The organism is Ruegeria alba, assembly GCF_022321465.1.
Lineage (GTDB): Bacteria > Pseudomonadota > Alphaproteobacteria > Rhodobacterales > Rhodobacteraceae > Ruegeria_B > Ruegeria_B alba.
Map to the genome: position 1 here is coordinate 15,568 of NZ_JAKOEM010000002.1, position 20,376 is coordinate 35,943.

Sequence of the window (20,376 nt, forward strand, 5' to 3'; positions counted from 1 at the left end):
CCTCAGGCCGCCAGGTCGAGCTGCTGCGACCAACCGGCATACCAGGCGCGGAACAGGGCGTATTGCCGCTCGACATAGCCGCGCTGGCTGTCGCTCAGCACATCAGACTCGTTGAAATGCAGGCTGTATTCCGGCTCGCCGTTCAGCACCATCAGGTGCTTGTAGTAAAGGACCAGGTCCGGCCCCTCGTCAAAGGACGACAATACCCCCAGCGCCTCTTCCAGCTCCTGCGCGCGCTGCCGCGCCACCGGATCGCCCGCTGCCGCCTGCTGGCAGAGCGCCACCAGATGCAGCACCTCGCGCGGCAGCGCGTTGCCGATGCCGGTGATCGCCCCTTCGGCCCCACAATTGACGAAGCCATGATAGACGGCGGTATCGACCCCGACCATCAGCGTCACGCCATCGTCCTGCGAGGTGATCGCCTCGGCGGCATAGCGCAAGTCGGCCTTGCCGCCGAACTCCTTGAACCCGATCAGGTTTGGGTGCGAACGGCGCAGGTCAAAGAACAGATCGGCGCGGGTGGCGAAGCCATAATAGGGGCTGTTGTAGATCACTGCCGGCAAGTCGGGCGCCGCCGACAGGATCGCCGCGAAATGGGCGCGCTGCGCCGCCATCGAACTGCCGCGCGACAACACGCGCGGGATCACCATCAGACCGCGCGCGCCGACTTCGGCCGCGTGACGGGCATGGGCAACGGCCGAGGCGGTGTTGACCGCGCCGGTGCCAACGATCACCGGCACCCCGGCGGCAGTCAGGCGCGCGACGCCCTCCATCCGCTCGGCATCGGTCAACAGCGGCCAGTCCCCCATCGAGCCGCAATAGACCACCGCCGACATGCCCGCGGCAATCATCTCGCGCCCCTTGCGCACCAGCGCGTCGAAATCGGGGCGGCGGTCGGGGGTGCAGGGGGTCATCAGCGCCGGCATGGTGCCGGAGAAAACGGTCTGGGTCATGGAATGTCCTTTCATCGCGGATCACCGGACCCGCCCTGAGTCGTGATATTCTCTTGGTATCGGATATTGTATCCAATATTCAATATAAAATTTTTACATCCCCGCCGTGTTGCGTTAGCCTGCGGGAAAAGCGGTAGCTGACAGCGTGGAAAATGGCGAAATTTCAAACCGTTGACATCGGGCGTTCGGCCTCGGCGGCCAGTATCATCTTTGCTGCCCTGCGCCGCGCGATTGTCGAGGGCGACTTGGCCGATGGTGAACCGCTACGGCAGGACGAGATTGCGCGCAGCTTCAACACCAGCCGCATCCCGGTGCGCGAGGCACTGACCATGCTGGAGCAGCAAGGGTTGGTGAAAACCGAACGCTACAAGGGCGCCGTGGTGGCGGGTCTGTCGATGGCCGAGGCGACCGAGATCTTCGATTTCCGCGCGCTGGTCGAGGCCGAGGTGATGCGCCGGGCCGTACCCAACATGACGACCGAGGTGCTGGACACCGCCCGCGCCTGTCTGGAACGCTTCGCCGCCGCCAGCGACCCGATGCACTATGGCGACCTGAACCGCGAGTTTCACGAAACGCTCTACCGCGCCTCGGCCCTGCCCTATCACCTGGGGGTCATCGAAAACGCGATGGACCGGATCGACCGCTATCTGCGCGCGCAGCTGGTGCTGAGCGACGGGATGGAGCGCGCCCGCCGCGAGCATCTGGCCATTCTCGACGCCTGCACCAAGGGAGAGGCCGAACGCGCCGCCGCCCTGACGGCCGAGCATATCCATGGCGCCCGCGACTCGCTGGCCGAGCATATGGAACAGCGCAACGGGTAACATCACGCGCCATCCGCATCCGTTTCCCGGCAAATCGCCACAAACGGTTTCAAGTTGTTGCGATCCTTGGTTATGCTGACCTGAAAACGACCAGGAAAACAGGTCGCGAACGACCCGAAGTCCATTTCGCACGCCTCTTGGCGATCACCGCAAGTTTGGCCTTGGACGAATCGAACCCCGCCTTTAAAGGGCGACCGACACCGGAGCCCCAGCCGCAGGAAAGGCCGACCCGATTGAAACATCCTCTTGACGCACCGCATTCCATCTATGGCGTGGACAAATGGGGCAAGGGCCTGATTGTGGTGACAGAAGAGGGTGAGATCGGGCTGAAAAACCCGCTCCGCCCCGAGGCCGATGCGGTCAGCCTTCCCGGTATCCTGCACGATCTGGAACAGCGCGGCATCCGCGCGCCGATGATCCTGCGGATCAGTTCCTATCTGGAAAACGAGATCGCCCATATCAACGACAGTTTTGCCGATGCCATCAGGCGCTCGGGCTACAAGGGCGCCTATCGCGGCGTGTTCCCGATCAAGGTCAATCAGCAGGCGCAGGTGATCGACCGTATCGTCGAGTTTGGCCATCGCTACAGTTACGGGCTTGAGGCCGGGTCGAAGCCCGAGCTGGTGATCGCGCTGGCGCACAAGCTGGCCCCGGACGCGCTGATCGTGTGCAACGGGGTCAAGGATGCCGAGTTCATCCGGCTGGCCATCCTCAGCCGCAAACTGGGCTTCAACACCGTGATCGTGCTGGAAAGCCCGAAAGAGGCCGATACCGTTATCGAGGTCTATAACGAGCTGGGGATCGAGCCGCTTCTGGGTGTGCGCGTGAAGCTCACCAACCAGCTGAGCGGCAAATGGGAAGAAAGCTCCGGCGACCGCTCCTCGTTCGGGATGAATACCGACCAGTTGGTGCGCGTGGTCGACAAGCTGCGCGATGCCGGGCTGATCCATTGCCTGAAACTGCAACACTCGCATCTGGGCAGCCAGGTGCCCGACGTCAATGACGTGCGCCGCGCCGTGGGCGAGGCCTGCCGCTATTTCACCGAACTCAGCGCCGAGGGCGTGCCGCTCAGCCATCTGGATCTGGGCGGCGGCATGGGCGTCGATTACACCGGCGAGAAGCGCGCCACCGAGAACTCGATCAACTACACGGTCGAGGAATATTGCGCCAATGTGGTGGAAACAGTGGCCTATGCGATGGACGAGGCCGGCATCGCGCATCCCACCATCGTCACCGAAAGCGGCCGCGCGGTGGTGGCAACCTCGTCGCTGCTGGTGTTCAACGTGCTCGAAAGCACGCTGTACGACGCGCCCACCGCGCCGGGCACCGAGCCCGACGATCACCATCTGGTCACCGACCTGGCGGCGGTGAACGGGTACCTGACGCCCGCGCGGCTTCAGGAATGCTGGAACGACGCCACCTTTTATCGCAACGAATTGCGGGCGCTATTCCGCCGTGGCTATGTCGATCTGCGCCAGATGGCCCGGGCCGAACGGATCTATCTGTCGCTGATGGCGCGGATCAAGACCATGGTGGCCGAGGTCGAGGCCGAGACCGATCTGGACGCCCAGATGGAAAAGATCGCCGATATCTACCATTGTAATTTCTCCCTGTTCCAGTCGCTGCCCGATGTCTGGGCCATCGACCAGCTGCACCCGATCGTGCCCTTGCAGATGCTGAATGAGGCGCCCGACCGCCGCGCGGTCCTGTCCGACATCACCTGCGACAGCGACGGCAAGGTCGACCGCTTCATCCTTGCCGATGGCGTGTCGCCGTCCTTGCCTGTGCACTCCCTACCCGAGGATCAGGACTATTACCTCGGCGTTTTCTTTGTCGGCGCCTATCAGGAAACGCTGGGCGATCTGCACAACCTCTTTGGCGACACCAACGTGGTCACCATCGACCTGCGCGCCGATGGCGGGTTCGACCTGCTGCACGAGCAGGAGGGCGACACCATCTCCGAGGTGCTCTCTTACGTCGAATACGACCCGGCCGATTGCGTCGCCGCCTTTCGCAAGCTGGTCGACGGCGCCATTTCGAACGGCTGCCTCAAGGCAAACGAGCGCAAGCTGATCATCGGCGCCTATCGCGACAGCATCAACGGCTATACCTATTACGAATGAAACAAAGACCGACCTGCGACCACGGCGGGCCATCAATCCCTGAGACATTCGGTTTGCGCGATCTGCATGAAGCGGTGGGCGCGCATTTCTTCATGTGGTCGTATCTTGAAGAAGAGTTGAGACAGTCCATCACGCAACTGGAAGACGCCGCGGGGCTTCAGCCGACCCATGGCATCCTTCGTTCATTGGATCGTTGGCAAGACCTGCACAAGACCATCGCGCGACACAAACCCATGCATATGGATGTTATTGACGAGATCCACAGGCAGGTCGCGGGCGGCCTTCACATTCGGAACCGGCTCGCGCACGGGATCAGCGGCTTTCGTGTGAACGACGGTGCACGGACAAGTGTTGTGATCTTTACCATGATGAACGACATCCAAGTGAACCTCACCTTGGCCGAGATTGAGGCAACAACCGAGAGATTGGGTCGCATTGCATCGTTTTTTGATCGAGTAACATATGCCGCCTTGGCTTCCTGCACTACTCAGATGCAGAACATCTACGATGAAATTCTTGCAGGCCTTCATAGAAATGGATCATAGCCATGTTTTTCTTGCTACGCGGAAACACTGAAACTAACTGGGCACGAACAACAGCCAACACCTAATCAGGCACAGTCACAACCGAACCACCTGATTACTCCGCAACGGTGTTAGTCTCGTCCGATAAGAGATACACCTGATTACGAATAACCCACCAGCCAGAGGAGACTTTCCCATGGGCAAAACACTCGTTGTCGGTGCAGGTGGCGTCAGCCACGCCGCCGTTCACAAGATGGCCATGAATTCCGACATCTTTTCCGAGATCACTCTGGCCAGCCGAACCAAGGCGAAATGCGACGCCATCGCCGCCTCGGTCAAGGAGCGCACTGGCGTGACGATCAAGACCGCCGCGCTCGATGCGATGGACGTGGCCGCCACCGTCGCGCTCATCAAGGAGACAGGCGCCGAGATCCTCGTGAACCTCGCCCTGCCCTATCAGGACCTCAAGCTGATGGATGCCTGCCTCGAGGCCGGGTGCCACTACCTCGATACCGCCAACTATGAGCCCGAGGATGTGGCCAAGTTCGAATATCACTGGCAATGGGCCTATCAGGACAAGTTCAAGGCCGCTGGCCTGACCGCCATCCTCGGCTCGGGCTTCGATCCCGGCGTGACCTCGGTCTTTGCCACCTGGCTGAAAAAGCACAAGCTTGCCACCATCCGCCAGATCGACGTGCTGGATGCCAATGGCGGCTCGAACGAGCAGGCATTCGCCACCAATTTCAACCCCGAGATCAACCTGCGCGAGGTTCTGGCCGAGGCGCGGCATTGGGAAAACGGCGCCTGGCAGGTCACGCCCGCGATGACCCACAAGGTCGAGTTCGACTTCCCCGGCATCGGGCCCAAGAACATGTACCTGATGTATCACGAGGAGTTGGAAAGCCTCTCCACCCACTTCCCCGAAATCGAGCGCGCCCGCTTCTGGATGACATTCGGCGATGCCTATATCATGCACGCCCGCGTGCTGGAAAACGTCGGCATGACCCGCATCGACCCGGTCATGCATGACGGCAAGGAAATCATCCCGATCCAGTTCCTCAAAACCCTGCTGCCCGATCCCGGCACGCTGGCCGAGGAAACCAAGGGCAAGGCCTGCATCGGCGATATCGCCACGGGTCAGGCCAAGGACGGATCGGGCGAGAAGACCTATTACATCTACAACATCTGCGACCACGAGGAATGCTTTGCCGAGGTTGGCAGCCAAGCGGTCAGCTACACCACCGGTGTCCCCGCCATGATCGGCGCGGCGCAGGTGCTCAAGGGCAACTGGGTGGAACCGGGCGTGTGGAACATGGAACAGCTCGACCCCGATGACTTCATGGACATGCTGAACAATCACGGCCTGCCGTGGCAGGTCCATGAACTCGACGGTCCGGTCTCTTTCTGACCTTGTGGGCAACGGGCGCCCGCGCCCTTTCTTCTGTTTGAAAATACCTCGGGGGGTCCGGGGGGCAGCGCCCCCCGGCCTCTCCTCCAGCGGAGGCGCCGGAAATGGCAGATGTGATGCAGACCCAGGCAGGAGACGCTGGCGCCTTCCGCCACTTCGACCTCTCCCGCGTGCCTACCCCCTGTTTCGTGGTCGACGAGGTCGCCATCGAGCGCAATCTGGCGATCCTCAAGGATATCTCCGACCGCTCCGGCGCACATGTGCTGTCGGCGCTCAAGGCGTTTTCCATGTTCGCCCTCGCGCCCCTCGTGCGCCAATATCTCGGCGGCACCTGCGCCAGCGGCATCTACGAGGCGCGGCTGGGGCGCGAGGAATATGGCGGCGAGGTCGCCACCTTCTGCGCCGGGTACAAGGAACAGGATATCGACGAGATCCTGTCGCTCAGCGATCACATCATCTTCAACAGCCCGGCGCAAAAGGATCGTTTCCTGACCCGCGCCCAGGCGGTGGGCGTTCAGGTGGGTCTCAGGATCAACCCCGAACATTCCGAAGGCGAGATCGCCAAATACGACCCCTGCGCGCCCTGCTCCCGGCTTGGCACCCCGGTCAGTTTGTTGACGCCCGAGGCGCTAACAGGGGTCGACGGGCTGCACATGCACACGCTCTGCGAACAGGGGTTCGACCCGCTCGCACGCACCTGGGCGGCGGTCGAGGCGAAGCTCGCCGCCTACCTGCCCGGCCTCAAATGGCTCAACTTCGGTGGCGGTCATCACATCACCCGCGCCGATTACGACCGCGATGCGCTGGTGCACTTCATCAAGGGTATCCGGGAAAAACACGGTGTCGACGTCTATCTTGAACCGGGAGAGGCGGTGGCGCTGGATGCGGGTATCCTCGTCGGTGAAATCCTCGACCTGCCGACCAATGGCATGGACCTCGCCATAACCGATATCTCGGCCACCTGCCACATGCCCGATGTGATCGAGGCGCCTTATCGCCCCGCCCTGATGGACGAGGCCGAGAGCGGCCATACCTATCGCCTGGGCGGCCCCTCCTGCCTGGCGGGCGATGTGATCGGCGATTACACCTGGGACCGGCCCCTGACCATCGGCCAGCGCTTCGCCTTTCTCGACCAGGCGCATTACTCGATGGTCAAGACCAACACGTTCAACGGCGTGCCCCTGCCCACGATCGCGCTGTGGAACAGCGACACCGACGCGCTGCGCATCGTGCGCCAATTCGACTATTCCGACTTCAAGGACCGTCTCTCATGAGCATCTTCCTCGACAGCGAACTTTCAGCCGCCGAACGGACCGAGGACGCCCGTTTCCGGATCATCCCCGTTCCGCTGGAACGCACCGTCTCTTACGGCGCGGGCACGGTGGGGGGGCCCGGTGCGATCATCGAAGCGTCAAACGAGCTTGAACGCATCACCAACGGCGCCGAGCCCTGTGCGCAGGGCATCTTCACCGAACCGCCGCTCGACTGCGACGGCCCGCTGCCCGAGGTGATGGAACGCCTCGCCCAACGGACCGAAGCCGCCATCCGCGCAGGCCGGGTGCCGGTGACGCTGGGAGGTGAACATTCGCTCAGCTTCGGCGCGGTGATGGGCGTGGCGCGCGCCCTGGGGCAACCGCTGGGACTGGTACAGATCGACGCCCATGCCGACCTGCGCATCGCCTATCAGGGCGAGAAACACAGCCACGCCTCGGTCATGCACCTGCTCGCCGAGGAGGGTATTCGGCTGGCGCAATTCGGCGTCCGCGCCCTCTGCCAGCAGGAAATGGACGAGCGCGCCAAACACGGCGTGTTCTACAAGGATGCCGAGGAGCTGGTCACAGGCAACATCCACGCCATCGACCTGCCCGAGGATTTCCCCGAGCTGGTCTATGTCAGTTTCGATGTCGACGGGCTGGACCCGGCCCAGATGCCCGCAACCGGAACGCCGGTGCCCGGCGGCCTTGGCTATTATCAGTCACTGCACCTGGTCGAACACGCGCTCAAGGGCCGCAGATGCGTTGGCCTTGACGTGGTGGAACTGGCGCCCGACGGCAATGCCGCCTGGGAATTCACCGCCGCCCAGATCGTCTATCGGCTGATGGCGGCCTGTACAGCCTGATCCCCGTTATGTGGTAGGGCACGCTCGCGCAGCGCGGCCATGTCGGTCAGGCCCAACTGCGCCAATGTCAGGCTGACCTCCTGCGCCAGCACGTCCCACAGCTGGTGCAGCCCTGCCTCGCCCCCCGCCGCCATGGCATACAGAAGCGGGCGGCCGAGGAACACGAAATCGGCCCCCATCGCATAGGCCTTGACCACATCCTCGCCGCTGCGGATGCCACTGTCATAGAACAGCGGATAGGTGGGGCCGACCGCCTGTCGGATCGCGGCCAGCGCCTCGATCGCGGGGGGTGCGGCGTCAAGCTGCCGGCAACCGTGGCTGGAGACCTGGATCGCATCGGCGCCCAGCGCCTTGAGGCGCAGCGCATCATCGGGGTGCAGCACGCCCTTGACCACCAGCTTTCCGGGCCAGGCGGCGCGCAGGCGCTCGAATGTCGTCCAATCGGCGGCGGCACGGCTCTCGGTACGGTCGAAAACATAATCCCGCCCGTCGAAATTGGCCATCTGCGGCCGCCCCCGGATCAGCGTGGACAGGGACCAGCGCGGATGCAGCGCGAAATCGACGAATTGACGGGGACCGATGCGGAACGGCATCTTGAACCCGTGCCGCAGTTCGCGCGGGCGGCGGCCCACCTCGGGCACATCGACGGTCAGCACCAGCGTGCCATAGCCGGCCGCACGGGCGCGCTCGACCAGTTTCATGGTGCCGCTGCCATCGCCGCTGAAATAAAGCTGGAACCAGGCCATGCCGCCCGAGACCTTGAGCAGGGTTTCCATGTCGGTCGAGGCCACGGTCGAGACGCCATGCGGCACCCGGTCCCTTGCGGCCAGCCGGGCCAGCATCAGATCGGCGCCGGGGGTGGACAGGTTGCACATGCCCATCGGGCTGATGCCAAAGGGGCGCACTGCCAGCTTGTCGAAGAGCTGCACCCGCAGCTCTCGCCGGCTGACGTTGCGCAGCACCCGGGGCGTCAGGCGAATATCCTGAATGGCCCGGCGCGCCAGCATCGCGCCATGCTCTTCGCCGGCCGAGCCGTCGATATAGTCGAACACCATCCAGGGCAGGCTCCTGCGCGCCAGCCTGCGGGCGTCCTCGCTGGAATGAATGCCGGTCTGGCGCAGCATGGCCTGGGCTCTTTCCTAGTCGTCCTGCGGGTTGGGCCGTTCCCTAGCGCAGCACCATCACGGTACAGGGCGCGTGGCGAACAACGCGGGCGGCGGTGGTGCCCAGAAAATAGTCGCTGAGGCCGGGCCGGTGCGAGCCGACGATGATCAGGTCGATGCCCATGTCGGTGGCATATTCGGTCAGCGCGCGGCTGGAATGACCGCTCAGCAACACCGGTTCGACCCCGGGCGCATCGGCCACGCGGGCGCGCAACCGCGCCTCGGCATCGGCGCGGGCCTTTGCCACCAGATCGGCGTCCAGATAGGCGCGGACCGCCGGGTTGGGCGGCTCGATCACGTGGACGGCGCGGATGGTGGCGTCCTCGGCGGCCAGGGCGCGGGCGGTTTCGAGCGCCCGCTCGCTGATCCCGTGTTCCAGCGACAGGGCAACAAGGATGCGGTGATACATGGCCTAACTCCTTTCCGGGTCGGTGTCGGGAACCAGCAGGACCTTGGGTGCCGCCACCCGGCCCGCGCGGATATCGGCAAAGGCCTCGGCACCCTGTTCCAGCGGGCGCGCCTCGGTCCAGTCAAGCGGGCCGAGGCGGCTGTCAAAGATTGCCTGCGCGGTCTGGCGGAAATCCTCGGCGGTATAGGTATAGGTCCCGATAAAGGTGATCTCTTGCAGGGTCATCCGCCGGATATCGAGGCCACCGGTATCCTCGCCCAGGCCGATATGGCCGATCACACCGCCGGGGCGCACATGGGCCGAGGCAGCGGCGCGGGTGGCGGCATAGCCCACCCCGTCGATCACCAGATCGAATTGCGACCCCTCTGGCGCAGCGTCGACCGCATGCTGGCCGCAGCGGTCGCTCAGATAGGCGCGGCGGGCGGGGTTCGGCTCGACCACGGTGACTTGCGGCACGCCTTGCGCCGCCAGGCAGAGTGCGGCGCCCAGCCCGATCGCCCCGCCCCCCAGTACCAGCGCCGTGTCGCGCGCACCGGATAGCGCGGCCAGTGACAGGCGCACCGTGTGCCAGCCGCAGGCGATGGGTTCGGCCAGTGCCGCCTTGGCCAGCGGGACGGGGTCGGGAACGGTCACCAGATTGCCCTCGGGCATCGCCACATATTCGGCAAAGCCGCCCTCGCGCGGGGGCATCGAGATGATCTGGCGGGCGGGGCACAGGTTGTCGCGTCCCGTGCGGCAGGCCGGGCAGTCGCCGCAGGTGACCAGCGGGTTCACGGTGACCCGCTCGCCATCGCGCGGCCCACCCACGATCACACCGGCCACCTCGTGACCCAGGATCAGCGGCGCCGGGCGGCGCGCATCGTGGCCCAGATAGGCATGCATGTCCGAGCCGCAGATACCCACCTGCGCGATGCGGATCAGCTGTTCGCCCGGCCCCACCGACGGGTTGGGCATCTCGCGCAGCGCAAGCGTTTCGGGGCCCGTGTAAACCAGCGCCTTCATTTCGCGGTATATCCTCCATCCACCATCAGCACCTGACCGGTGACATAGGCCGACGCCTCGGAGCAAAGGAACAACAACGGCCCGTCCAGATCCTCGGGCTCTCCATTGCGGCCGAGACAGGTCTGCGCCGCGTTGCGCGCCGCGCGCGCGGGATCGGCAAAGACAGGCGCCGTCAGCTCGGTCCGGAAAAAACCCGGCCCCAGCGCGTTGGCGGTAATTCCGTGCGGAGACCAGGCCTCGGCCATGGCGCGGGTCATCTGGGCCACACCGCCCTTGGACGCGCCATAGGCGATGCCGCCGGGAAAGGCGCGGGTTGTCTGGAGCGAGGCGAAATTGACGATCCGACCCCAACCGCGCGCCTTCATCCCCGGGACCAGATACTGGCTGAGGAAGAACGGCACCGACAGGTTCAGTGTCAGGGTGATGTCCCAGCCTTCGGGCGTGACCTCATCGGCGGGCTGGCGGGTGTTGATGCCAGCCGCATGCACCAGAATGTCGGGCGCCCCGAACGGTTCGACCACCTGCCGCGCCAGCCCCTCCAGCCCGTCGCGGTCCGACAGGTCATAGGGAATGGCATGGGTTTCGCCCCCCGCCTCGGCGCGCCATTCGGCCAGCGCATCGGCGCGCCGGGCCACGCCCACCACCCGTGCGCCAGCCTGCGCCAGCACCGTCGCCGCGCGCCGGCCAAGGCCGGAACTGGCGCCGGTGACACAGGCCACCCGGCCCCGCACCGAGAAGAGATAGCCAGAGTCAGCCATTGGCGGTCAGGTCAAAGGTCTCGTCGGGGAAATACTTGGCCAGCCGCACATCGGCGGCGCGGGCATGGCCCTCCATCCCCTCAAGCCGGGCGATGCGGGCGGTGGCCTCGGCCACGGGCTTGTAGCCCTCGCGGGTGCCACGCTGCCAGGTCACGATCTTCATGTATTTGTGCACGCTGAGGCCCCCGGTATAGCTGGCGGCGCCGCTTGTCGGCAGCACGTGGTTGGTGCCCGCCGCCTTGTCGCCATAGCTGACGGTGCTTTCTTCGCCCAGGAACAGCGATCCATAACAGCTGAGCCGGTCGAGCCACCAATCCAGGTCGTCGGCCATCACCGTCAGGTGCTCGGGCGCGTAACGGTCCGAGGTGGCAGCCATCTCCTCGCGGTCGGCGCACAGGATCACTTCGGCATAATCACGCCACGCGGCGGCGGCATTGTCGCGGTTCACCTCGGGCAGGTCGGCGATATAGGCCGGGATCATCTCGATCACCTTTTCCGCCAGCGCGCGATCGTCGGTCACCAGCCAGACGGGCGAGTTGTAGCCATGCTCGGCCTGGCTCACCAGATCGGTGGTCACGATATGCGGATCGGCGGTCTTGTCGGCCAGGATCAGGCTGTCGGTGGGGCCCGCGATCATGTCGATGCCGACACGCCCGAACAGCATCCGCTTGGCCTCGGCCACGAACTGGTTGCCGGGACCGACCAGGATTTTCGCCTTGGGCAGGCCAAACAGGCCAAAGGCCATGGCCGCCACGCCCTGCACACCGCCGATTGCCATGATCGTGTCGGCGCCACAGATATGGGCGGCATAGACGATGGCAGGCGCCACGCCGACACCGGGACGCGGCGGCGAGCAGGCCATGATATGCTTGCACCCCGCCACCTTGGCCGTGGTCACGGTCATGATGGCGCTGGCGATATGGCTATAGCGCCCGCCGGGCACATAGCAGCCCGCCGCATCCACCGGGATCGCCTTTTGCCCGGTGATCACGCCCGGCACCACCTCAAGCTCGACATCGGTCAATGTCGCCTTCTGCGTCTCGGCAAAGCGGCGCACATTGTCATGGGCAAAGCGGATATCGGCCTTGAGCTTTTCCGGCACCAGCGCGCAGGCGGCCTCGATCTCTTCGGGCGACAGGATGATGCTGCCCTCGTAGCGGTCGAACTTGGCGGCATAGTCCAGCGCGACCTGATCCCCGCCCGCCTCGATATCGGCGAGGATCGCGCGCACCGTCTCTTGCACATCCGAGGCATCGGATTTCGAGGTAAGCGAAGCTTTCTTGAGGTATTCGATGGTCATACCGGGGGCGTCCTATTTGTAGATATCGGGCAAGAGGGTGGTGGAAATGGCGGGCAGATAGGCGATGAGCAGCACCACCAGCAGCATGAACAAGACGAAGGGAACGGCGCGGGCGGCGATCTTGAGGATCGACTCGCCGGTGATGCCGGAGACCACGAAAAGGTTCAGCCCCAGCGGCGGCGTGATGAAGCCCACACCCAGCGCGGTGATCATCATGATGCAGAACTGGATCTCGTTCATGCCGATATTGTCGGCCAGCGGCTTCAGGATCGGGGCAAGGATCACGATATTGGGCGTCGTCTCCATGACGCAGCCCGCCGCGATCAGGATACCGATCATCAGCAGGATCAACAGCCAGGGTTCGTCGGTCATGCCGGTGACAGCGGCGACAAATCCCTGCGGCACGCCCATGATCGCCAGCGCCTCCGCCAGCGGCGCCGAAAAGGCGATGATCGGCAGGATAACCCCGTTCACCTTGGCCGAGCTGACCAGCATCGCCGGGAAGTCTGACAGCGACAGGGTGCGCAGGATGAAGCCCATCAGGATGGTGACGACAACAGCGGTGGCACCCGCCTCGGTCGGCGTCAGCCGGCCCGAGAAGATGCCGTAAAAGATGATCCCCGGCACGATGAAGGCATACCAGCCGGATTTCAGCGCCCGGCCCAGATTGCCCAGGTATTCGGCGGCCGAGATATTGCCGCCGCCCTCCCAGCCGTTGATGCGGTTCATCACCACATTGGTGACCAGGATCGAGATCAGGATGCACAGGCCCGGAATGAGCGCGGCCAGAAACAGGGTCGAGGCCGAGATACCCAGCACCAGACCGATGATGATATAGGCGATCGAAGGCGGGATCAGGATGCCGGTACAGGCCCCCGCTGCCACCAGCGCACAGGCATAGGGCCGGGGATAGCCCGACTCGACCAGCCGGTCGATGGTCATCCGGCCCACGGCGGCGGCCCCCGCCGCGTCCGAGCCCGAAATGGCCGCGAACATGCCGCAGACCAGTACCGTGGCCGAGCCGAACCCGCCCTTGGCGAATTGCGTGAGCGCCTCGGCCACGTCCAGGAACTTGCGCGAAAGCCCCGTGCGCACCAGCACGTCACCGGTCAGGATGAACAGCGGCACCGCTGTCAGCGCAAAGGCGTCGATGCCGGTGAACAGGCTCTCGCCCACCGCGCTCAGCGGCATGTCCCCCGACATGATCAACATGGTGATCGCCGCCGCCCCGATGGCGGCCCAGACCGGCACCGCCAGCGCGATGAGGCCCACGAACAGGATCACCGGCAGGTAGAAATCCCAGCCCAGTTCAACCGTCTGATTGAGGGTGTTCCAAAGCATGACCGTCCCCTCAATCGAACAGTTTGTCGCCCTCGTAGACGGGTGTACCGTCACGAAGGCTGCGCAAATCGCGCAGGAAGGATTGCACCAGTCGCAGGATCATCAGCGAGAACCCGACCGGCACCGCCATCAGGAACCACACCATCGAGATGCGCAGGCCGTGACTGACCGATCCGAACTTGGCCGAGACCAGCACCGTTTCGAACGACCAGTACAGCGCGATGACCGCCACCACGAACATCACCAGATCGCCAAAGATATAGAGCAGCGCCTTGGCCCGGCGGCCCAGGTAATGCATCAGCACGTCGATGCGGATATGGCCCCGTTCCTTCACCGCCGAGGCGGCGCCGATCCAGGCGAGGTAGATGAAGGAATAGCGCACGATCTCCTCTCCCCAGATCGAGGAATAGGCGAAGATCTCGCGCCGCAGCACCTCGATGGCCATGGTGACGACAAGCATCACGTAGAACACCAAGAGCGCCCAGCGCTCGGCATTCCGGTTCAGGGCATTCAGGATAAGGCTCACGCGTCCCTCCCTCCGGGCGAGGGGCATCCGTTGCCGGAGGCCCGGTTGATGGCGTCATGCGGGTAAGGAAAGGGCCGGCGCCGTCCCAGGCGCCGGCCAGTGCCCGATCAGGCGTCGTGCACGTAGTAGCGGCCCATGGTGCCGGCGGCCTCTTCGAGGCGTGCAAAGGCATCCATCGACCCGGCCAGTTCGGTCTTGAAGCTGTCCCATTCCGAGCGCTGATAGCCGCCGGTCGCCTGCCATTCGGCCAGTTGGTCGGCGGACAGCGAATGGAACTCGACCCCGGATTTGGTCAGTTCCGACATCGCATAGGCACGCGCGGCGGGCACTTTGGCCAGGTTCTGCTGCGAGGTGACCTCGCCCGCGAACATGATGCCTTCCTGCACGTCTGCCGGAAGCCCGTTGAACCATTCCAGGTTCATCGAGAACACCTGGCTGTCGGGCACCGCCTGGGTAAAGGTCACATGGCTGAGGATGTCCTTGAAGCCAAAGACATAAAGCGCGCCGACCGACGGGTCGAGCGCATCGGCCACGCCCTGCTTGATCGCCGAGGGCGTCTCGCCCCAGGCCACCGGCGTCGGGTTGGCGCCGACCATGCGGTAATACTGTTGCAGCATCTTCGAGCCCGGCACGCGGAACTTGACCCCTGCCAGATCGCCCGGCGTGATCACCGCGTTGCCGCCCTTGCGCACGGCCACGACGCGCGGGTCGATCACGATATAAAACAGCGCCTTGAAGCCCGCGGCCTCGACCTTGGGATGCACCTCGGACTTCCAGGCATCCGACGACACGAGGTTGGTGAACCGCTGGTTCGAGCCGCAGAAATACGGCATGTTGATCAGGTCGACGGCGCTTGCGAAGGGGGCGAAATTCGACAGCGAATGCTGCGCCGCCTGGATGGTGCCGCCCTGCACCTTTTGCACCAGCGCGCCACCGGCACCCAGCTGGCCGCCCGGCGCCAGTTTCACATAGACCTTGCCGTTGGTGGCGTTCTGGATGTTCTCCTTGAGGTCCAGCTGCATGATCGGATAGCTGCGCGACGCGCCCAGCACATAGGCCGTCGCCACCGTCATCACATGCGATGCGGCGGCTTCACGTTCCTTCTCTTCCTTGGCGGTCTGCGCTGCGGCCTCGGTCGACCACAGGGTCCCCGCCGCGCCGGCCACCATGGCGGCGGTAAAGCTGCCGCTGCCGGCCAGTTTCAGAAAGTTGCGGCGTGTCGCGGACGCAAGTCCGGTCCGGTCGTCTTTCATGTATTTCCTCCCATTTGGACAGATCAGGGCCGCTGGTTTGTCTTGCTCTTCGCTGCGGCTTCCCGTTGCAGAATGGCCACCACAAACGCGATTGCAGCGGCGAACAGAACCAGCATTTCACCAACATCCCCCAGCATCGGCCCGACCCCGACAGAGCCAAGGCCCACATTCAGGGCAAACAGGGCAAAGAGTGCGGCCGAGATCAAAAGCATCGGGTCCTCCGGATGGGTAAAAACACGATTCGCCCTAGCAATGTAAGCGCTTACATTTGACGATGCAAGCGCTTACACGCTATGCTGTTCCCAGCGGATGGGATATCGGACCCTACCGCCCTCAACCCGATGGAACCGCTCAGCATGACCGCGCCGCCAACCGAACGCACCCCGACCCTGGCCGATGTGGCCCGGCGCGCGGGCGTGTCGACGGCAACGGTTTCGCGCTGTCTGAACACGCCTGACCGGGTCATCGAGGAGACCCGCAACCGGGTTTTGCAGGCGGTGCGCGACCTTGGATATTCACCCAATTTCGGCGCCCGCGCCCTGGCCGCGAAACGCACCAACACCATCGGCGCCGTGATCCCGACCATGGAGAACGCGATCTTTGCCCGAGGTCTTCAGGCCTTTCAGGAGGAGTTGCGGCTGAAGGGGATCACGTTACTGGTGGCCTCCTCTTCATATCGCGCCGAACTGGAGGAGGAGCAGATTCGCACCCTGGTGGCGCGCGGCGCCGACGGGTTGTTCCTGATCGGCGCCCATCGCGATCCGGCGCTCTACGACTTTCTCAACCGGCGCGGCATTCCGACCCTCGTGGCCTGGGTCCACGACCCGAATGCGCCGGTGCCCACGATCGGGTTCGACAACCATTCCGCAATGCTGGACCTTGCCCGACGGGTGATCGCGGACGGCCATCGCCATATCGGCGTGATCAGCGCCGAACAGGCGGGCAACGACCGCGCCCGCGCCCGGGTGGCCGCAATCCGCGCGGCCATGGACGAGGCGGGACTGGACCCCGACGCGCTGAGCCTTGTGGAAACCGCCTATGGTATCGACGAGGGCGCCGCCGCGTTCGAGGCCCTGATGCAGCGTACGCCCCGCCCAACCGTTGTGATGTGCGGCAATGACGTGCTGGCTGTCGGCGCCATGGGACGGGCCAAGGAGATGGGATATGACGTGCCGGGCGACGTCTCGATCACCGGCTTTGACGATATCGAACTGGCCAAGGTGTGCAGCCCGGGCCTGACCACCGTGCATGTGCCCCATCGACAGATGGGCACCCGCGCTGCGCGTGCCCTGATCTCGATGGTGTCAGAGGGCACACCGGGACAGGGGCAGCGACTGGATACCCGCGTCGTTCTGCGCGGCTCACTGGGGCCACCGCGCGCATAGGCCGCAAGCTTACAGATCGATCTCGACCACCCCGCCCGGTTCTGCCGCGCGGGATTGGCAGAGGATGATCGCGCTCTCGCGCTGTTTCCTTGACAGCACGAAATCGCGATGTTCGACCGCGCCCGCGATCAACCCGCATTTGCAGACGCCGCAGATCCCGTCCGAACATTTCACGTCGATAGGGATCCCGCTCGCGTTCAACACCTGCGCCGCGTCCTGATCCGCGGGCACAGTGATCTCGCGCCCTGACTGGGTGAGTTTCAGCGTAAAGGGGTGGTTTTCATACGCGGGCTGTTCGGGGACCGAGAAGTATTCCAGATGCCGCGCCTCTTCGGGGAAGCCTTGTCGTTCGGCGGCCTGCATCACCCCATCCATGAAACGCTCGGGACCGCAGGTATAAACGTGCCAGCCGGGCCGATACCCCGCCAGAACCGTATCCAGATCGGCGCGCGACCCCTCATCCGAGACATGCAACTGCACATGATGGGCCCAGGGCATCGCGCCAAGATCCTCGAGATATCCGGCGCTGGCGCGGCTGGGGACGGAATAATGCAGCTCGAACTCGGCCCCCAGCGCGTGCAAGCGGTGGGCAAAGGCGATCATCGGGGTGATGCCGATGCCGCCGCCCATCAGGAATGTGCGCGTCGCGCGCTCCTCCAGTTCGAAGTGATTGATCGGTTTCGAGATGAATACCCGCCGGCCCGGCGTAAAGATGCGATGCATCAGCCTTGAGCCGCCCCGCCCCGCATCCTCGCGCAGCACCCCGATCTGATAGGTGGCGCGGTCCTCCGGGTCGCCCGACATCGAATACTGACGCAGGAACTCGGGCGCGACCAGCACATCCAGATGCGCGCCCGCCGTCCATTCGGGCAGCGGCGCGCCGTCTGGGGCGGCAAACTCGTATTTGGTGATCTCAGCCGTCATCTTCTCGGCCCGCGTCACCTCGACCCGGATCACTGGCGCACTGTCCGCATCGGGTACGGTATAACGATGCACCATCGACCGGTCGCCAGATGCCAGCCGCGCCCGGTATTCGTCGGCGCTGATCATCTCCTGATAGGCGGCGATCCCCGCCTCACGGTCCATCGGAAACGGATAGGGCCAGGGATGCGGCGCCAGCGGCGCGGGATAGACGGCCAGTGTCTGATCCTCATATTTCAGGTCCAGATCCCGTTGCAGGTCACGCCGGTTCACTGGCCCGGCGGTCGGGCGATAGGCGCCATCGGACTGCAACTCGATATCCCACCACCATCTCTTGACCTCGTTCAGCCCACCATGGCCCAGCGCATCGTCGAGCCGCGCCAGCGCCGGGGCCGCCGCCGGGATCGTCATCGCAGCCCAGCGAAAGGGTCGTTCGGCAAACAACCCTTCGAGGTTCCACGGGCAGGTCTTCATGCAGCGCCCGCACATGGCACCGCCCTGGGTGGTGATGCGATAGGTGGCGCATTTCTGACTGTCGGATTTCCAGATCTCGTAGCCGTTGAACATCCGCTTGGGCCCGGCGGTGATCGCCCCCGAGGGGCATTCGCGGGCGCATTTGTTGCAGGCCTCGCAGAACCGTTGCAGGCCAAAGTCGATGGGCTTGTCATGGCTCATCGGCATGTCGGTGGTCACCGCCCCCGATTTCAGGCGCGGGCCCAGGAACGGGTTCAGGATCACTTCGCCGATGCGGCTGACCTCGCCCAAACCCGACAGCAGCAGGAGCGGCGGTTGCAACACCTCGCCATCCATCACCGTATGGGCCTTGGCCTTGTAGCCCAGATTGCGGATCTGCTGCGCGATCACGCCCCCCAACAGCGAAAAGCGCAAGTAAGCGCGCATGGATTGCGCCACCGCGATCCAGTCGTCGCCGCTCGATCCTTCCATCGTCTCATAGCCCTGATCGACGATCATGCTGATCGCCTGATCATGCGGCGGGGTAATTGCCTCGCCGGTGGCGTCATGGCTGTACCAGGCCCAGGTCGGGCAGCGGCTGAGGCCGACGGCGTCGATGCCCAGGAAATAGCTCGCCGCCTTGAGGTTGGCGGCATTGCGGCGCGGATCGACCGGGCGGGGCACATCGGCGCTGTCGCCATCCTGAAGCAAGACGAACGCCCCCAGCGCCCGCCGCTGGGCAAAGCTGGGCGCCGCCTTGCGCACATAGTGACCGCCCTTGGCCCCCTCTTGCAGGGCCTTGCCCATATCGCCGAACTGGGCGCGGGCGAACATGTCGGCGCGTTTGGGCACACGGGCCACATTGGCCTCGTCGATATAGGTGGTGGGGGTCTCGACCCGGTGCAGCCGCTCGAACTTGTGTGCCCCGTCCACATAGCGCCGCCGGGCATAGGGGTCGCGGTTCAGCCCGCTTTTGGCGAACCCCTTGCCCAGCCACCAGGCCGGGCCGCGTGTTGCGGCCCAGGACTGCGCGGCCAGTGGCGTCAAGGGGCGGTCGTGGGCCAGTTCCATTTCGGTGGTGACGGCAGCCAGGCCAAAACGGCGCCCCAGCCAGGGCGCGGCCAGTTGCCCGCCTTCAAGCGTCACCAGCCCCGCCGCCAGCGCCAGCCGCCCCAGATCGACATCGCTCGACATGGCGGTATGCGCCCGCGCGTCATAGCCCAGAAGGCGGATGTAATTGGCGATCACCACCGCGTTTTCGCTGGCAAGCAGACAGGCACGATGGTCCTGCGCGTCCCTTATCCACTCTGTTCCCGGTTCGTCCGCCTCGGGGTCGCGGTGATGTTCGTAGAGAAAGACAAGCGCGTGCCGGTGCCCCTCGATCGGGCGTGGCGGCGCCTCCATGCTCTCCTTGAGGTCGGCCATGATCACGTCGATACCCGAGGCCAGCGTCTTGGTCTGCCGGGTCCGCAGCGCCTCGGCCAGCCGGTCGATATCGGGGTTGCGTCGGGGTGCCGGCAACAGCGCCCCGGACGGCAAGGGTCCGCAACCCATCATCGAGGCATCGTTGAAATACCCAAACGCTTTCAGATGGTTGGCGCGCTCCTGTGGATCGGAAGGGATCTCGGCGCGGGCCGGGTTGACCAGCCCGTCGCGGATCGCATCCAGCATCGCCTGAAACTCGCCCATCGCGTTGACGATGCTCTCGGGCTGCTCGGGCCGGTGAAAGCTGAGCACAGGCATTTGCGGAACGCCAGCCAGATCCGCCACGCCATCGCGCCGGGCGAGCCGCTCCAGCGGATAGGGACCCATATGAACGGGCCTATCGCGGTCCGAGAAAAAGCGAATACCCATCCGGCGCCTCCTGAATGCCCGTCCGGCGTAACGTGGAATGGACAGTAAAACCATTCATGTTTA

18 protein-coding genes are annotated in these 20,376 nt (G+C 64.5%); 7 read left to right on the forward strand and 11 right to left on the reverse strand.

Annotation, left to right across the window (positions count from 1 at the left end; translation table 11 throughout):
- Positions 1 to 2: 2 nt before the first annotated feature.
- Entirely contained in the window at positions 3 to 953 is a 951-nt protein-coding gene (locus MB818_RS03800; RefSeq protein WP_234137444.1) for a dihydrodipicolinate synthase family protein, read from the reverse strand.
- A gap of 152 nt (positions 954 to 1,105) precedes the next feature.
- On the opposite strand from MB818_RS03800, the gene MB818_RS03805 reads away from it, so the two are divergent.
- From MB818_RS03805 to speB, 6 genes are all read left to right on the forward strand, one after another.
- Positions 1,106 to 1,774 (forward strand): GntR family transcriptional regulator, encoded by a 669-nt coding sequence (locus tag MB818_RS03805; protein WP_234142832.1) that lies wholly within the window; start codon positions 1,106 to 1,108, stop codon positions 1,772 to 1,774.
- A gap of 233 nt (positions 1,775 to 2,007) precedes the next feature.
- Positions 2,008 to 3,897, forward strand: a complete 1,890-nt coding sequence (gene speA / locus MB818_RS03810; protein ID WP_238904033.1) for a biosynthetic arginine decarboxylase — start codon at positions 2,008 to 2,010, stop codon at positions 3,895 to 3,897.
- Positions 3,894 to 4,442, forward strand: coding sequence for a hypothetical protein (locus tag MB818_RS03815; protein WP_234137441.1), 549 nt, complete (start codon positions 3,894 to 3,896; stop codon positions 4,440 to 4,442). The genes speA and MB818_RS03815 overlap by 4 nt, the downstream gene beginning before the upstream one ends.
- 175 nt (positions 4,443 to 4,617) lie before the next feature.
- Positions 4,618 to 5,829: a saccharopine dehydrogenase family protein gene (locus MB818_RS03820; RefSeq protein ID WP_238904035.1), complete on the forward strand. Its 1,212-nt coding sequence runs from the start codon at positions 4,618 to 4,620 to the stop codon at positions 5,827 to 5,829.
- A gap of 104 nt (positions 5,830 to 5,933) precedes the next feature.
- A complete protein-coding gene (nspC, locus tag MB818_RS03825; RefSeq protein WP_238904037.1) occupies positions 5,934 to 7,103 on the forward strand; it encodes a carboxynorspermidine decarboxylase in 1,170 nt (389 codons plus the stop codon).
- The gene (gene speB, locus MB818_RS03830) at positions 7,100 to 7,948 is read left to right on the forward strand and encodes an agmatinase (RefSeq protein WP_238904039.1); all 849 of its coding nucleotides are present in this window, start codon (positions 7,100 to 7,102) and stop codon (positions 7,946 to 7,948) included. The genes nspC and speB overlap by 4 nt, the downstream gene beginning before the upstream one ends.
- On the opposite strand, the gene MB818_RS03835 is transcribed toward speB, so the two are convergent.
- From MB818_RS03835 to MB818_RS03875, 9 genes are all read right to left on the reverse strand, one after another.
- Entirely contained in the window at positions 7,918 to 9,072 is a 1,155-nt protein-coding gene (locus tag MB818_RS03835) for an alpha-hydroxy acid oxidase (RefSeq protein WP_238904041.1), read from the reverse strand. The genes speB and MB818_RS03835 overlap by 31 nt on opposite strands.
- A gap of 43 nt (positions 9,073 to 9,115) precedes the next feature.
- On the reverse strand, positions 9,116 to 9,520 hold the full coding sequence (locus tag MB818_RS03840) for a universal stress protein (RefSeq protein WP_234142826.1): 405 nt from the start codon (positions 9,518 to 9,520) through the stop codon (positions 9,116 to 9,118).
- A 3-nt stretch (positions 9,521 to 9,523) separates the two neighbouring features.
- The gene (locus MB818_RS03845) at positions 9,524 to 10,522 is read right to left on the reverse strand and encodes a zinc-dependent alcohol dehydrogenase (RefSeq protein WP_238904043.1); all 999 of its coding nucleotides are present in this window, start codon (positions 10,520 to 10,522) and stop codon (positions 9,524 to 9,526) included.
- The gene (locus MB818_RS03850) at positions 10,519 to 11,280 is read right to left on the reverse strand and encodes an SDR family NAD(P)-dependent oxidoreductase (protein ID WP_238904045.1); all 762 of its coding nucleotides are present in this window, start codon (positions 11,278 to 11,280) and stop codon (positions 10,519 to 10,521) included. Before MB818_RS03850 ends, MB818_RS03845 begins: the two co-directional genes overlap by 4 nt.
- Positions 11,273 to 12,580 carry a histidinol dehydrogenase gene (hisD, locus tag MB818_RS03855; RefSeq protein ID WP_234137433.1) on the reverse strand — a complete coding sequence of 436 codons (1,308 nt, stop codon included), beginning with the start codon at positions 12,578 to 12,580 and terminating at the stop codon, positions 11,273 to 11,275. Before hisD ends, MB818_RS03850 begins: the two co-directional genes overlap by 8 nt.
- Before the next feature lie 12 nt (positions 12,581 to 12,592).
- A complete protein-coding gene (locus tag MB818_RS03860) occupies positions 12,593 to 13,921 on the reverse strand; it encodes a TRAP transporter large permease (RefSeq protein WP_234137432.1) in 1,329 nt (442 codons plus the stop codon).
- Positions 13,922 to 13,931: 10 nt separating this feature from the next.
- A complete protein-coding gene (locus MB818_RS03865; protein ID WP_234137431.1) occupies positions 13,932 to 14,474 on the reverse strand; it encodes a TRAP transporter small permease in 543 nt (180 codons plus the stop codon).
- Positions 14,475 to 14,554: 80 nt separating this feature from the next.
- Positions 14,555 to 15,700: a TRAP transporter substrate-binding protein gene (locus MB818_RS03870; RefSeq protein ID WP_234142823.1), complete on the reverse strand. Its 1,146-nt coding sequence runs from the start codon at positions 15,698 to 15,700 to the stop codon at positions 14,555 to 14,557.
- A 23-nt stretch (positions 15,701 to 15,723) separates the two neighbouring features.
- On the reverse strand, positions 15,724 to 15,912 hold the full coding sequence (locus MB818_RS03875; RefSeq protein ID WP_234137429.1) for a hypothetical protein: 189 nt from the start codon (positions 15,910 to 15,912) through the stop codon (positions 15,724 to 15,726).
- Between the two features lie 144 nt (positions 15,913 to 16,056).
- Between MB818_RS03875 and MB818_RS03880 the strand changes: the two genes are divergently transcribed.
- Positions 16,057 to 17,085 (forward strand): LacI family DNA-binding transcriptional regulator, encoded by a 1,029-nt coding sequence (locus tag MB818_RS03880; protein WP_238904313.1) that lies wholly within the window; start codon positions 16,057 to 16,059, stop codon positions 17,083 to 17,085.
- Between the two features lie 9 nt (positions 17,086 to 17,094).
- Here MB818_RS03880 and MB818_RS03885 read toward each other — a convergent pair whose 3' ends face one another.
- Positions 17,095 to 20,313 (reverse strand): reductive dehalogenase, encoded by a 3,219-nt coding sequence (locus tag MB818_RS03885; protein ID WP_238904047.1) that lies wholly within the window; start codon positions 20,311 to 20,313, stop codon positions 17,095 to 17,097.
- Between the last annotated feature and the right edge of the window lie 63 nt (positions 20,314 to 20,376).

Excerpts from the sequence above, each read along its gene's own strand:
- MB818_RS03800 (WP_234137444.1), bottom strand. The coding sequence starts at position 953 with ATGACCCAGACCGTTTTCTCCGGCACCATGCCGGCGCTGATGACCCCC.
- MB818_RS03805 (WP_234142832.1), top strand. The coding sequence starts at position 1,106 with ATGGCGAAATTTCAAACCGTTGACATCGGGCGTTCGGCCTCGGCGGCC.
- MB818_RS03815 (WP_234137441.1), top strand. The coding sequence starts at position 3,894 with ATGAAACAAAGACCGACCTGCGACCACGGCGGGCCATCAATCCCTGAG.
- MB818_RS03820 (WP_238904035.1), top strand. The coding sequence starts at position 4,618 with ATGGGCAAAACACTCGTTGTCGGTGCAGGTGGCGTCAGCCACGCCGCC.
- nspC (WP_238904037.1), top strand. The coding sequence starts at position 5,934 with ATGGCAGATGTGATGCAGACCCAGGCAGGAGACGCTGGCGCCTTCCGC.
- speB (WP_238904039.1), top strand. The coding sequence starts at position 7,100 with ATGAGCATCTTCCTCGACAGCGAACTTTCAGCCGCCGAACGGACCGAG.
- MB818_RS03835 (WP_238904041.1), bottom strand. The coding sequence starts at position 9,072 with ATGCTGCGCCAGACCGGCATTCATTCCAGCGAGGACGCCCGCAGGCTG.
- MB818_RS03840 (WP_234142826.1), bottom strand. The coding sequence starts at position 9,520 with ATGTATCACCGCATCCTTGTTGCCCTGTCGCTGGAACACGGGATCAGC.
- MB818_RS03845 (WP_238904043.1), bottom strand. The coding sequence starts at position 10,522 with ATGAAGGCGCTGGTTTACACGGGCCCCGAAACGCTTGCGCTGCGCGAG.
- MB818_RS03850 (WP_238904045.1), bottom strand. The coding sequence starts at position 11,280 with ATGGCTGACTCTGGCTATCTCTTCTCGGTGCGGGGCCGGGTGGCCTGT.
- hisD (WP_234137433.1), bottom strand. The coding sequence starts at position 12,580 with ATGACCATCGAATACCTCAAGAAAGCTTCGCTTACCTCGAAATCCGAT.
- MB818_RS03860 (WP_234137432.1), bottom strand. The coding sequence starts at position 13,921 with ATGCTTTGGAACACCCTCAATCAGACGGTTGAACTGGGCTGGGATTTC.
- MB818_RS03865 (WP_234137431.1), bottom strand. The coding sequence starts at position 14,474 with ATGCCCCTCGCCCGGAGGGAGGGACGCGTGAGCCTTATCCTGAATGCC.
- MB818_RS03870 (WP_234142823.1), bottom strand. The coding sequence starts at position 15,700 with ATGAAAGACGACCGGACCGGACTTGCGTCCGCGACACGCCGCAACTTT.
- MB818_RS03875 (WP_234137429.1), bottom strand. The coding sequence starts at position 15,912 with ATGCTTTTGATCTCGGCCGCACTCTTTGCCCTGTTTGCCCTGAATGTG.
- MB818_RS03880 (WP_238904313.1), top strand. The coding sequence starts at position 16,057 with ATGACCGCGCCGCCAACCGAACGCACCCCGACCCTGGCCGATGTGGCC.
- MB818_RS03885 (WP_238904047.1), bottom strand. The coding sequence starts at position 20,313 with ATGGGTATTCGCTTTTTCTCGGACCGCGATAGGCCCGTTCATATGGGT.